Raw genomic sequence first — 13,134 nt, forward strand, 5'->3', positions numbered from 1 at the left:
CTCCCGCAGCACGCCACGCGCCCGCCATCCCCGCTTGACACTGCCGCCTGACCTCCCAAGGCGTCCTCAAAAGATCGTTCGTGTTGTGGCGGCGGTCACCCGCGTGGCGTCTGCCGGCCATCGGCCTTCGTGAGGCTGTCCGGCGATCAGTGCCGGACTCACGAAAGGTCAGCTCCATGGCCGACTCCGCACGCCTGCTCAACCGCAGGTCCTTCCTCGTCACCAGTGGGCTCGCGGTCGGCGCGGCGTACGCCGTCGCCGGCGCACCGGGCACCGCCCAGGCGGCGCCCTCACCGCGCATCCGCTCCCGGGCCCTGCCCGGCGACCCCTTCACCCTCGGCGTCGCCTCCGGCGACCCCGACCCGGGCGGCTTCGTCCTCTGGACGCGGCTGGCCGTCGACCCGCACGCCCTGGACGGCCTCGGCGGCATGCCCGACCGGGTCGTCCCCGTCCAGTGGGAGGTCTCCTCCGACGAGCGCTTCAAGCGCGTCGAACGGCGCGGCACCGCCGCCGCCCGCCCCGAGGCCGCCCACTCCGTCCACGTCGAGCTGGACGGCCTTCGCCCCGGCCGCGACTACTGGTACCGCTTCCGCGCCGAGGGCAAGGTCTCCCCGGTGGGCCGCACCCGCACCGCCCCCCGCAGGGACTCCTTCGGCCCCGCGCTCGCCATGGCCTTCGTGTCCTGCTCCCAGTTCGAGCACGGATACTTCACCGCCTACCGGCGGCTGGCCGAAGAGCACCCCGACCTGATCCTTCACCTGGGCGACTACCAGTACGAGTACAAGAAGGGCGTCTACACGATCCCGGGCGGCAACGTCCGCGACCACGAGGGCCCCGAGACCGTCACGCTGGCCGACTACCGGCTGCGGCACGCCCAGTACAAGACCGACACCGACCTCCAGGCCGCGCACGAGGCCGCGCCGTGGCTCGTCGTGTTCGACGACCACGAGGTCGAGAACAACTGGGCCGACGACGTCCCCGAGGCCGGCTCCGACACGCCCGACCCCGACGACTTCCGCGAGCGCCGCGCCGCCGCGTTCCAGGCGTACTACGAGAACATGCCGCTGCGCCGCCGCTCCATCCCCGACGGCCCCGACATCCAGATCTACCGCCGCGTCCGCTGGGGCAAGCTCGCCAACTTCCACATGCTCGACACCCGCCAGTTCCGCGACGACCAGGCCTGCGGCGACGGCAACAAGGTCTGCCCCGAGGCCGGCGACCCGGATCGCTCCATCACCGGTGACGACCAGGAAGAGTGGCTGCTCGACGGGTTCCACGACTCCACCGCCCGCTGGGACGTCATCGGCCAGCAGGTCTTCTTCGCCCAGCGCGACAGCGACGCCGGCCCCCTCAAGAAGACCTCGCAGGACGCCTGGGACGGCTATGTCGCCTCCCGCGACCGGATCACCAAGGGCTGGGTCGACGCCAAGGTCCGCAACGCCGTCGTCCTCACCGGCGACGTCCACGCCCACTGGGCGAGCGAGCTGAAGATGAACTACGACGACCCCAACTCCCGCACCGTCGGCTCCGAGCTGGTGTGCACCTCCATCACCAGCACCGGCGACGGCAAGGACTCCAACCCCGCCGACCACCCCTACCTCAAGATCAACCCGCACCTGCGCTTCTACAACAACCAGCGCGGCTACGTCATGACCCGCATCGGCAAGGACGAGCTGAAGGCCGACTTCAAGACCGTCCCGACCGTGCGCACCCCCGGCGCCGAGGCCACCACCAAGGCCACCTTCGTCATCGAGGACCGCGTCCCCGGCCTGAAGCAGACCTACCTGCGCCCCTACACCGAGCCGAAGATCGCGGCCCAGTCCGAGGACCTGATCCAGCAGACCATCCGCAACGAGACTCAACCTTAGGCAAGCCCGGCCCACGGGCTCGCCTGGCGGCTCGCTCCGTGACCGATCTTGTGCGAGCGCGAATCGCTTCGCGACCAGTCCCGCCGGGGCTCGCCTTCGGCATCGCCCCGGCGGGACTGGTAGCGCGCTCGCGTGACCCCTGGCCCAGGCGGTTCGGGGGGCGGGGTGCCGCTCGTCCGGCGGTAGCTGTCTGTGTGGCTTTATCGCGGGTCCGTGCCCGCTGGGGCTCGCCTTCGGCGCCGCTCTGGCGGGTTTTCGGGGCGGGTTGCCGCTCGTCCGACGGCAGCCGTGGGCATTTGGCTTCCGCTGGGGCTCGCCTTTGGGGGCGGGCGGGGCCGGTCAGGTGCTGGGGCGGTCGGTGCGGGGGTTCTTTGCGGAGCCGGTGAGGATGTCGTCCAGGTCGTAGGCGACGGGGACCTCCAGTTGCTCGTAGGTGCACGAGCCGGGGGTCCGGTCCGGGCGCCAGTTGCGGAAGCGGGCCGTGTGGCGGAAGCGGTCGCCCTCCATCGCCTCGTAGGCGACCTCGACGACCAGGTCGGGCCGCAGGGCCACCCAGGTGAGGTCCTTCTTGCCCGTCCAGCGTGAGATCGCGCCGGGCATGCGGTCGACGGTCGCCTCGGACTGCCGCGCCCACTCCGCCCAGGGGTGGCCCTCGTAGTCGTCCATCCGGTACGGCTGGAGCTCCTCCACCAGCTCGGCGCGGCGCTTCATGCTGAACGAGGCCGCGACGCCCACGTGCTGGAGGTGGCCCTCGGCGTTGTAGAGGCCGAGCAGGAGCGACCCCACGATCGGCCCCGACTTGTGCCAGCGGAAGCCCGCCACGACGCAGTCGGCGGTACGCTCGTGCTTCACCTTGAACAGGATCCGCTTGTCCGGGGCGTACACGGTGTCGCGCGGCTTGGCGATCACTCCGTCCAGCCCGGCGCCCTCGAACTCGTCGAACCAGCGCAGCGCCAGCTCGTGCGAATCGGACGCGGGCGTCACGAACACCGGCGCGCCCACCCCCGCGAGCGTCTCGACGAGCCTGCGGCGGCGCTCGCCCAGCGGCACCTCCAGCAGCGACTCGTCGCCGAGCGCGAGCAGGTCGAACGCCACGAACGAGGCGGGCGTCTCCTCCGACAGCAGCTTCACCCGCGACGCCGCCGGGTGGATGCGCTGCTGAAGGCCGTCGAAGTCCAGCCGGGTGCCCTTGCGCAGCACGATCTCACCGTCGACCACGCACCGCTCGGGCAACTCGCGGCGCACCGCCTCGACCAGCTCGGGGAAGTAGCGGGTGAGCGGCTTCTCGCCGCGGCTGGACAGCTCCACCTCGTCCCCGTCGCGGAACACGATGCAGCGGAAACCGTCCCACTTGGGCTCGTACAGCAGGTCGCCCACGGGCATCGTCTTGACCGCCTTGGCCAGCATCGGCGGCAGCGGCGGGCTGATCGGCAGGTCCATGCCCCTATCTTGCGCCCTGCCTCCGACAAAGGGACATGCCGGGGGACCGGAAACGGTCCTTGGATAACCTGCGGTCATGCGCCGCCTGCTGCCCGAGCCCGCCCCCGGCGGCGCCCGCGACGTCGATCCCTACGACGCCTACGCCGACGCCCCCGGCCTGCGGATCGGCATGGTGATGAGCGCCGACGGCTCGGTCACCGACGCCGACGGCTGGACCGACGGCCTCGGCGGCGCCGCCGACTTCCGCGTGTTCCGGACTCTGCGGGCCCTCGCCGGCGCCATCCTGGTCGGCGCCGGGACGGCGCGGACGGGCCGGCTCGGCCCCGCCCGGCTCCGGCCCGGCCTGCGCGCCCGCCGCGGCGGCCCGCCCGCCCCGATCGTCGTGGTGACCCGGTCCGCGGACCTGGACTGGTCGCTGCCGCTGTTCACCGAGGCCGAGACGCCCACCATCGTCGTGACCTCGCGGGCGGGGCGGGCGCGCGTCCCGTCCGCCGTCAGGACGGTCACCGCGGGCGAGGACGCCGTCGACCTGCCGCTGGCCGTCCGGCTGCTGCGCGAGGACCTCGGGTTCGGGCAGCTGCTGTGCGAGGGCGGCCCCGCCCTCGCCACCGCGCTCGTCCGGGCGTCCCTCGCGGACGAGCTGTGCCTGAACATCGCCCCCACCCTCCTGGGCGGCCCCCACCACACCCGTCTCCTGGGCGACCTCGCCACCGAGGTCCCGCTGGAACCCACCGCCGTCTACCTGGACGAGGGCGTCTTGTTCCTGCGTTACCGGCTGCGGGCGTAGCGCAGGAAGAGGAAGTCCTCGTCCCGCAGGGCGTGCGCCAGGGTCAGCTCCGGCGGGACGGGGATCGGCGGGCCGTTCAGGATCCGCGCCGGGTGCCCCGCGAGGAGCTGCGGGCTCAGCGTCAGGCACAGCTCGTCCAGCAGGCCGTCCGCGATGAGCCGGGCGAGCACCGCCGGGCCGCCCTCGCACAGCATGCGCCGGTGGCCGCGCGCCGCCAGCTCGCCGAGCGCGGCGGCGAAGTCGAGCGTGTCGTCGCCCGCGACGATGACGTCGGCGGCCGCGCGGGCGGCGCGCAGCCGCGCCGGGCCGGCGGCGGCGGGCGCCAGCACGATCGTCCGCGGTGCCGCCGCGGTGAAGATCGGCGCGTCGAAGTCCAGGTCGAGGGACCGGGAGACGACCGCGAGCGGCGGCACCGGCGTCCGTCCGGCGCGCAGCCCGGCCCAGCCCGCACCGGGCTCGACGGGGCCGTACCCTTCGGCCCGCACCGTCCCGGCGCCCACGACGATCACGTCGGCGAGGCCGCGCAGCACCGAGAACAGGTGCCGGTCGGCGGCGTTGCCGAGGCCGCCGCTGCGCCCCTCGCGCTGCGCCGCCCCGTCCAGGCTGGTGATCATGTTGGCCCGCAGCCACGGGCCGGCGGACGGGTAGGCGTACCGCTCGGCGAGGTCGACGGGGCCGGGCAGCGGCGAAAGGGCGTGCATGAGAACCACAAGCTACCGGACCCGGTACGGCGCGCCGCGTCGGCGCTCCGCGGGCCCGGACGGGACGCCGCGCCTGACGGGGGTGATGACCGTGCGTAGAGGAATATGTACGAATCAGTCACGACGGGGGGCCGGAAGGGCGACACTTGGGGTTGGGGGACGGGAAGCGCGCGAAAGGAGCGGAGGTGGAGTTCGCTGCGCTGGTCGCGTGGGTCCTCGCCGCGGTGGCGGGCGGCTATCTGCTGGTCGTCTGGTCGGCGAACGGGGGACGCTCCACGAAGGTGACCCGCTTCCCGATCCTGGTCGTGGTGGCCCATCCGCTCGCCGCCGTCGCCGGGCTCGCCGTGTGGATCGCCTACCTCGCCACCGGCACCGCCGGGTACGCCTGGGGCGCGTTCTCCGCCCTGGTCGTGGTCATTCTGCAGGGGTTCGTGCTGCTCACCCGCTGGCTGGTAGGACGCGGCGGGCGGCACGCCCGCGGCGCCGAGCAGGCGTTCCCGGCGGCCGCCGTGGTCGTGCACGGGCTGGTCGCGCTCGCCACGCTCGTCCTGGTGTTCCTGACGGCCCTCAAGGTCAGCCGCGTGTAGCTAGCCCTGGCGGCGCAGCACCAGTAGTGACCGGCCCTCGACCCGCAGCCCGTCGCGGGCCTTGACGCGCGGGCGCTCCACGGCCGCCGACGGCACGACGGTGTCGAGCACGAACTCCCAGCGCTCGCCGAACCCGGCGCCGGGCAGGACGAAGTCCACCGCCTCCGCCCCCGCGTTGACCAGCAGCAGGAACGAGTCGTCGCGGACGCGGCGGCCCCGCGGGTCGGGCTCGGTGATGGCGTCGCCGTTGAGGAACACGCCGAGGGACTTGGCGAACCCGGCCTTCCAGTCCTCGTCGGTCATGCTCTCGCCGGCCGGGGTCAGCCACGCGATGTCGGCGGCGGCGCCGGTGCCCGTCCCGGTGAAGAAGCGCCGCCGCCGGAACACAGGATGATCGTGCCGCAGCCGTGACAGGGCGCGCACGAAGTCCGTCTCGGCGGGGTCGTCCCAGCGCACCCAGGCGATCTCGTCGTCCTGGCAGTAGGCGTTGTTGTTGCCCCGCTGCGTACGGCCCAGCTCGTCGCCGTGCGACAGCATCGGCACGCCCTGCGACAGGAACAGCGTCGCCAGGAAGTTGCGGCGCTGGCGGGCCCGCAACTCCAGCACCTTCGGGTCGCCGGACGGGCCCTCCTCTCCGCAGTTCCACGACCGGTTGTCGTCGGTGCCGTCCCGGTTGTCCTCGCCGTTGGCCTCGTTGTGCTTGCGGTCATAGGACACCAGGTCCGCCAGCGTGAACCCGTCGTGGCAGGTGACGAAGTTGATGGACGCGAACGGCCGCCGCGAGCTGTGCTCGTAGAGGTCGGACGAGCCGGTCAGCCGGGACGCGAACTCCGGCAGGGTCGCGTACGAGCCGCGCCAGAAGTCGCGGACCGTGTCGCGGTACTTGCCGTTCCACTCCGTCCACAGCGGCGGGAAGTTGCCGACCTGGTAGCCGCCCTCGCCGACGTCCCACGGCTCGGCGATCAGCTTCACCTGCGACACCACCGGGTCCTGCTGGACGAGGTCGAAGAACGCGGCGAGCCGGTCGACGTCGTGCAGTTCGCGCGCCAGCGCCGAGGCCAGGTCGAAGCGGAACCCGTCGACGTGCATCTCCAGGATCCAGTAGCGCAGCGAGTCCATGATGAGCTGCAGGGCGTGCGGGTTGCGGACGTTCAGCGAGTTGCCGCAGCCGGTGTAGTCGAGGTGGTAGCGCTTGTCGTCGTCGCGCAGCCGGTAGTACGAGGCGTTGTCGATGCCGCGGAACGACAGGGTGGGCCCCAGGTGGTCGCCCTCCGCGGTGTGGTTGTAGACCACGTCCAGGATGACCTCGATGCCCGCCTCGTGCAGGGCCCGCACCATCGCCTTGAACTCCAGCACCTGCTCGCCGTACTGCCCGGACGAACTGTAGGCGTTGTGCGGCGCGAGGAACCCGATGGTGTTGTAGCCCCAGTAGTTGGTGAGGCCGCGCGCCACGAGCGCGTGCTCGGGCACGGACTGGTGCACCGGCATGAGCTCCACGGCCGTCACGCCGAGGTCGAGCAGGTGGTCGATCATCACGGGGTGCGCCAGGCCCGCGTAGGTGCCGCGCTGCTCCTCGGGGATCCCCGGGTGCAGCCGCGTCAGCCCCTTGACGTGCGCCTCGTAGATGACGCTCTCGTGGTAGGGCACGCGCGGCGGCCGGTCGTCGCCCCAGTCGAAGAACGGGTTGATCACCACGTTCTTCGGCATGTGGGGGGCGCTGTCGTCCTCGTTCACCGCGTCGGGGTCGGCGAACCGGTAGGAGAACAGCGACTCGTGCCAGCGCACCTCGCCCTCGACGGCCTTGCCGTAGGGGTCGAGCAGCAGCTTCGACGGGTTGCACCGGTGGCCGTCGCGCGGCCGGAACGGCCCGTGCACCCGGTACCCGTACCGCTGGCCCGGGCCGACGCCGGGCAGGTAGCCGTGCCAGACGAACCCGTCCACCTCGGGCAGCTCGCGCCGCGTCTCCCGTCCCTCGGCGTCGAACAGGCACAGCTCCACCCGCCGGGCGACCTCGGAGAACAGCGCGAAGTTCGTGCCCGTTCCGTCCCAGGTGGCGCCCAGCGGGTACGGGTCCCCCGGCCACACCTCCCGCATGCGCTCCGCTCCCGTTCCTCGACCGGCCGACGTGAATCCCCGTCGATTCTGGCCTACCCACGCCGCATCCGTCCGCCGCCCCCCGATACCAGAGTGTCACGATCACCCCGGTTCAAACCTCGGGGAGGAGCGCCTCCAGCATGTGGCCGTGCGCCTCGCGCGCGGCCCGCACGAGCGCGGTGTGCGCGGCGATCTGGTCGTCCAACGCGTCCAGGGGGGCGACGATCTCGTCCTGGCGTGGCAGGGACGGGAGGGAGACCGGAAGGTCCCGGAGCCGCCGGATACTGATCGTCGGCAGCACCGCCGCCGTCGCCGACCGCAGGACCCACTCCACGACCCGAGGGTGGTTCAGATAGTGCAGGAGGTAGCTGGGGAGGATGCCAGGCCCCGGCCTCAGCAGCAGGCAGCCGCGTCCGAGCAGCCGGTCGGCCTGCTGCTCGCCGACGATGGCCGTCCTGCTGATCAGGCCAGTCCGCACGCAGACGACGTCGCCGGGCTCCAGCAGGTACTGCGGGTGGTCCTCGGCGTAGTCGAGGGCGGCGTACTCCAGGCCGGTGTCGTGCAACCGGCGGTCTCTGATCTGAGCGGGCGTCACGATGGGCACGCCTGACCGGTCGCCGGTCAGCGGGATACTCCCAGACGGCCCCATCTGGACGGTGCACACCTCCTCCAGCCGCACCATTTCTCCTTGAGGGCCCGTGCCGGGCACGCCACCACTCAGGAACCAGTTCGTGGGGGTGTCGATCCACTCCGCGTCCTCCGTGAGACGGCGGATGAGATCGGCGGACCTCTGGACGCGCTCTCCTGCCTCCCTCTTGTCCCGCCATCCGGCCCGTGGTTTGAGGAGTCCGCGTGGGCTGAGGACGTACAGCATCTTCTCCAGTTCGTCCGGCGAGAACCCGCGGGCGAGGACGCCCGTTTCGGGCAGGGACTCGCTGGCACTCCATGCGTCGTAGACATCGGCGATCCCGCCGAACTCCCGTTCCGGGGCGGAGCTGGCGTCGACGAGGAGAAGGTCGCCGTTCGGCCGGGGCCCTTTCCTCGGTGGCTTCTCCAGAACCCACACGGTCACGGCGGTCTCCGTGGCGTCGAACAGGCCGCGCGGCAACTCGATGACGCATCGCACCAGCCCGTCCTGCACCATGCGCCGCCGGATGTCGCGCTCGGCGCGGTGCGAGGAGTAGACGCTGGTCGGCGGCATGACCACGACCGCGCGTCCGCCGGGCGCGAGCAGCCAGGCGGCGTGCTGGAGCCAGGCGAAGGTCGCGCTGCCCTCCGGCGGAGTCCCGTGGGTCCAGCGCCGATCGCCGGGAGCGAGTTCCGTCCACGGGCTCATCCTGAACGGAGGGTTGGACACGATCCTGTCGAAGGCGCCTTCGCCATGAGTGGGCCGGCGAAGCTCTTGGATCGCGCCCGCCGAGAGCCGGGTGGGAAGCCCATGGATCGCGAGCCTGAGCCCGGTCGCGAGGGCTGCTCTGGCGGAGAGCGCGTCCCCTTGGACCTGTCCTTCACGCATGCCCGGCCGGGCCGCCGCCACGAGAAGCTCGCCCGTCCCGCAACAGGGGTCGTAGAGACGGTGCGAACCGTCCACCGCGGCGATGCGTGCGACGAGATCGGTCACTGATCGCGGCGTGTGGAACTCGCCGCGCCGATTTCCCTCCCGCGCCGTGATCCGGCCGACGAGGTCGGCGAAGACCTTCGCCTTGAACTTCGCGTCGTCCGCCGGAGCGCCGAAGGGAGCGAGGGCCCCTGCATCGTTGAGCGTGGAGATGCGGACGACGAGATCGAAGAACGTGCCATGACTGTGCTCCTGGATCCAGGACCAGGAGAACCCGTCGCGTATCCAGGACCGCTGAGGGTGCTCCCTCACGTGGCGCGCCACCGCCTGTGGCAGTGACTCGCTGAACGGCCGCCCCGGGCGGCCCGTCACCTCGTTCACCAGCCAGGACCAGCTCTTCACATCGCAGATGCAAAGGTAGAGCAGGAGGAGGAGCGTGTCGGTGTAGGGCGCTGTATCGCCGAGACCGCGCAGACCCGCCAGCCAGTTGGCGAGCGGCGCCACGACGCGTCGGGCCGCGTCGTCCCCGCCGGAAACCGGGTCGCCGGCCGCCGCTTCTGGTCGCGACGCCGTCGCGCGTTCGCCGGGCGCGTCTTCCCGCACGGGGTCAAGGCTGGAGAAGGCCCGGCGGAAGCGGTCACCGAAAGTGGTGCCCGGCGGCTCGTCGGGGGTTCGCGCGGCCGCCGATATCGGCCTCCGGTCGAGCCATCCGGCGACCTCTCCGGCGTCGAACATCTCATGCGGCGAACGCCCGGCCGCGGTGGGAAAGTCGGGGTGGCGGCGGCGCCAGTTCGATACCGCAGGGCGCCGAACTCCGGCGAGCCGTGCGATGTCCGCCATGGACACAAGGGTGCCCGGTTCGATCACCGGTACCTCCTACAGGCCGGGCGCATGGTCTCCGGCGCATGCGTCGTTCCGTCCCGCCAGCACGGCGGGGACGCGGTCGTGCCGCCGGACCTGCCCGGCGAGTTCAGGGCCGATGTACTCCAGCAACCGATAGGTCGTGTGGCGGTCCTTCTCAAGATCGCGATGGTGGATCGGCTCGTAGTGCATGACGCGGTTCCGGAACAGCACCATCGACAGAAGGTCCCTGTGCAGGTCGTCGCGGCGGCCGTTGTAGCCGTTGAACGCCTGGTGCAGGATGGGCACCCAGAACGTCCGGTCATTCTTGCGGCTGAGCAGCCCGACCCAGAAGCCGAAGCTCAACTCGGCGACCACGTCGTCCGGGGCGAAGGAGCGGCTGCCTTCTCGCCGGGAGTTGCGCCGCGCATTCTTAAGGGCCTGGTCCACTTTCGTCCGGCCGCCCTGAACCAGTGGCGCCCGGTCCCACCAGTCTTCACGGCCGTACGCGGCACGCAGGCGTTCGTTGAGCGCGTTCCGTAAGGCGATCTCCAGCCAGTGCAGGGGCACGTAGAACGCCGCGGACACCTCGACATTCCACTGGTACAGCCGGGACGCCCGCTCGACGTCGCCGCCCGAGGACGCGACGTAGGGACCGAAACGGGCCGCCGAGAGCGCCTGGTGAAGCCACGTGGGGGTCGGGCCGGTCACGATGTCCTCTTTTCTGCGTCCCAGAGCGCGATTGGCCGGGGTGTTAAACTGGGGGCGGAAGCCCCGGGTCCGCCTCTGCAGCGCATGCCGCCCGGGGCACTTGCTTCTCGTGAGTCCGGTTGCCGTTCCGGCCCGGCATGACCGCTCGCGCCGACTCAAACGGTAGTTCTGTGTCCCCCACTCGGCAACTGCATTGCCAATGCACTTTTTGTTAACCCCCGCGGGGGAGGCGCCAGAGGGTTTCGTTGTCGGTGGTCTCGGGGGTGGGGCGGAGGCCGAGCTTGGCGGCGACGGCGGCGGAGGCGAGGTTGGCGGGGTGGATGGAGGCGACGATGTCGCCGGCGCCGTGGGCGAGGAGCCAGGGGACGAGGGCGCGCGCGGCCTCGGTGGCGAAGCCGAAGCCCTGGTAGGGCATGCCGATGACCCAGGCGATCGCGGCGACGTTGCGGGCGGGGGCGGGCGTGACCGTGGAGCCCTCGGCGGCGGGGGCCACGGCGAAGCCGGGGTGCGCGGGCGTCACGGTCGCCTGGACGTAGCCGAGGGCCCGCCCGTCGCGGGCGCGGCGGACGATCCAGTTGAGCCAGTACTCCCGGTGGAAGGGCGCCGGGCCCGCGACGAGACGCTCGTAGCGGGCGCGTAACTCGGCGGGGGTGAGGGGCTCGCCGCCGATGAACCGGTACAGCCGGGCGTCGTCCAGAACCTCGGCCATCTCGTCGGCGTGGTGGACGGTCAGCGGCTCCAGGACGAGGCGCTGGGTCAGGATGGTCTCGGCGATCGGCCCGTACACCCGCCGATCCTATGTCCTGGTCAGCGGACGCGTCAGGTGCCCGGGGGCCACTCCTGCGGGTCGCGCAGATGCCGCGTCCAGACGCCCTGGGGATGCTGGGACGGGGCCAGCCAGAGCCACGGCTGGGAGTGCCGGAACGGCAGGTCGGTGCCCGGCTGCCAGGGGAACAGCCCCTCCGGGTTCGGCCAGACGACCTGAAGGAACGGCAGCGGCGGGCGCCGGTAGAAGGCGAGGGCGCCGCCGAGCAGGGCGCCGTACCAGCGGACGTCCACGGCGCGGAACGCCGCCTGCTGCCCGCGGACGATGTCGTCGCGGCGCTCGCCGTCCTCGGCGGCGCGACCGTCGGCCGCCTGCCGGCCGAGGGTGTTCAGCGACTCCTCCATCTCGTAGACGTCGCCGCCGAACATCGCCAGTTCGGGGGAGCGGTGGCTGTGCCACAACCCGATGGTGTACGCCCAGCCGGGCCCCTCGCCGTCGGGGTGAACCAGAACGACGCTCCACCCGTACTGGCTGATGTGCACGATCGTGCGGAGCTGGAAGTTGTCCAGGCTCTCGCGGTCGCCGTGGTCGTGACAGATCACGCACGCGCATGAGGGGTCACCGTCGGACATGGCCTTCAGCTTACGATCTATTCACCGTCCTGATCCCGGCCGGGGGCACCCCCGGGAAGAGCCCGCAGGACCGCCCGGCAAACCGTTCGCCCCCGGCGAACGCGGCCTCCTCGGGGCGTGGCGCGTCCGGCCTCGCGGAGGCTTCGGTGGGGGAGCGTCACGCCCGCCGGGGGCCGCCTTCGGCCCTCGGAACCGCCGGCGCGGAACCGCGCCCGCCCGGGGCGATGCGCCGCGATACTGATCCGGCATTTCAGGATTTTGGGTAATCGGCGCCGCGCGTCCGGGGTCTTCTCCTCGGGGCCGAACGGTTCGGCCCGGTGTGCGGAAGGGAGGCCCATGGACCGCGGTGACGACCTGATCGCGGCGGCGCGGGCCGGGGACCCCGCGGCGCGGGAGCGGCTGGTCTCCGACTGCCTGCCCCTGGTGTACAACGTCGTCGGACGGGCCCTGGACGGCCACGCGGACGTCGACGACGTCGTGCAGGACACCATGCTGCGCGCGCTGAACGGGCTCGGCGGCCTGCGCGACCCCGCGCGGTTCCGCTCCTGGCTCGTGGCGATCGCGATGAACCAGGTGCGGCGGCGCTGGACGGCGAACCGCCGGCGGCCGACCGTCGGGCTGGAGCACGCCCGGGAGGTGCCCGACCCGGACGGGGACTTCGTCGAGGTCACCATCGTGCGGCTCGGGCTGTCCGGGCAGCGCCGGGAGGTCGCCGAGGCGACCCGCTGGCTCGACCCCGGCGACCGCGCCCTGCTGGCCCTGTGGTGGCTGGAGGTGTGCGGCGAACTGACCCGCACCGAGCTCGCGGAGGCGCTGGAGGTCCCGGCGGGGCACGCGGCGGTGCGGGTCAAGCGGATGAAGGAGCAGCTGGAGACCGGGCGGGTGGTCGTGCGGGCGCTCACGGCCGCGCCGCGCTGCCCGGGGCTCGCCGCGCTCACGGCCGGCTGGGACGGCCGCCCGGAGCCGGTGTGGCGCAAGCGGATCGCCCGCCACACCCGCGAGTGCGCGGCGTGCTCGGCGCACCGCCGGTCGCTGGCCCCAGCCGAGGCGCTGCTCGCCGGCCTGGTGCTGGTGCCGCCTCCGTCCCATCTCGCCTCCGCCGCCTCCGTGCGGCTCACGGGCTCGGCCGGGGCGCTCCGGCCGCCGCGCG

11 protein-coding genes are annotated in these 13,134 nt (G+C 72.3%); 4 read left to right on the top strand and 7 right to left on the bottom strand.

The window, feature by feature from the left end:
* The first annotated feature begins 176 nt into the window (after positions 1–176).
* The gene (locus E1291_RS18600) at positions 177–1,868 is read left to right on the top strand and encodes an alkaline phosphatase D family protein (protein WP_131739088.1); all 1,692 of its coding nucleotides are present in this window, start codon (positions 177–179) and stop codon (positions 1,866–1,868) included.
* A gap of 339 nt (positions 1,869–2,207) precedes the next feature.
* Here E1291_RS18600 and E1291_RS18605 read toward each other — a convergent pair whose 3' ends face one another.
* Positions 2,208–3,308: an ATP-dependent DNA ligase gene (locus E1291_RS18605; protein ID WP_131739089.1), complete on the bottom strand. Its 1,101-nt coding sequence runs from the start codon at positions 3,306–3,308 to the stop codon at positions 2,208–2,210.
* Between the two features lie 76 nt (positions 3,309–3,384).
* Here E1291_RS18605 and E1291_RS18610 point away from each other — a divergent pair, with 76 nt between their 5' ends.
* Positions 3,385–4,095 (top strand): dihydrofolate reductase family protein, encoded by a 711-nt coding sequence (locus tag E1291_RS18610; RefSeq protein WP_131739090.1) that lies wholly within the window; start codon positions 3,385–3,387, stop codon positions 4,093–4,095.
* Here E1291_RS18610 and E1291_RS18615 read toward each other — a convergent pair.
* The gene (locus E1291_RS18615; protein WP_131739091.1) at positions 4,077–4,796 is read right to left on the bottom strand and encodes a pyrimidine reductase family protein; all 720 of its coding nucleotides are present in this window, start codon (positions 4,794–4,796) and stop codon (positions 4,077–4,079) included. The two genes, E1291_RS18610 and E1291_RS18615, sit on opposite strands and share 19 nt — an antisense overlap.
* A gap of 185 nt (positions 4,797–4,981) precedes the next feature.
* On the opposite strand from E1291_RS18615, the gene E1291_RS18620 reads away from it, so the two are divergent.
* Complete coding sequence (locus tag E1291_RS18620) at positions 4,982–5,383, top strand: hypothetical protein (RefSeq protein WP_131739092.1); 402 nt, start codon at positions 4,982–4,984, stop codon at positions 5,381–5,383.
* Here the strand turns inward: E1291_RS18620 and glgX are convergent, their stop codons facing one another.
* From glgX to E1291_RS18645, 5 genes are all read right to left on the bottom strand, one after another.
* The gene (gene glgX, locus E1291_RS18625; RefSeq protein ID WP_131739093.1) at positions 5,384–7,477 is read right to left on the bottom strand and encodes a glycogen debranching protein GlgX; all 2,094 of its coding nucleotides are present in this window, start codon (positions 7,475–7,477) and stop codon (positions 5,384–5,386) included.
* A 112-nt stretch (positions 7,478–7,589) separates the two neighbouring features.
* Positions 7,590–9,875 (bottom strand): N-6 DNA methylase, encoded by a 2,286-nt coding sequence (locus E1291_RS18630; protein WP_131739094.1) that lies wholly within the window; start codon positions 9,873–9,875, stop codon positions 7,590–7,592.
* Positions 9,876–9,911: 36 nt separating this feature from the next.
* A complete protein-coding gene (locus E1291_RS18635) occupies positions 9,912–10,586 on the bottom strand; it encodes a hypothetical protein (protein WP_131739095.1) in 675 nt (224 codons plus the stop codon).
* Positions 10,587–10,797: 211 nt separating this feature from the next.
* Positions 10,798–11,373 (bottom strand): GNAT family N-acetyltransferase, encoded by a 576-nt coding sequence (locus E1291_RS18640; RefSeq protein WP_131739096.1) that lies wholly within the window; start codon positions 11,371–11,373, stop codon positions 10,798–10,800.
* Between the two features lie 32 nt (positions 11,374–11,405).
* Positions 11,406–11,984, bottom strand: a complete 579-nt coding sequence (locus tag E1291_RS18645; RefSeq protein WP_131739097.1) for a DUF4262 domain-containing protein — start codon at positions 11,982–11,984, stop codon at positions 11,406–11,408.
* Between the two features lie 336 nt (positions 11,985–12,320).
* Here E1291_RS18645 and E1291_RS18650 point away from each other — a divergent pair.
* Positions 12,321–13,134: RNA polymerase sigma factor (locus tag E1291_RS18650; RefSeq protein ID WP_131739098.1), on the top strand; the 814-nt coding region annotated here is incomplete at its 3' end.

Origin of the sequence: Actinomadura roseirufa, from assembly GCF_900659635.1 — a bacterium.
GTDB lineage: Bacteria > Actinomycetota > Actinomycetes > Streptosporangiales > Streptosporangiaceae > Spirillospora > Spirillospora roseirufa.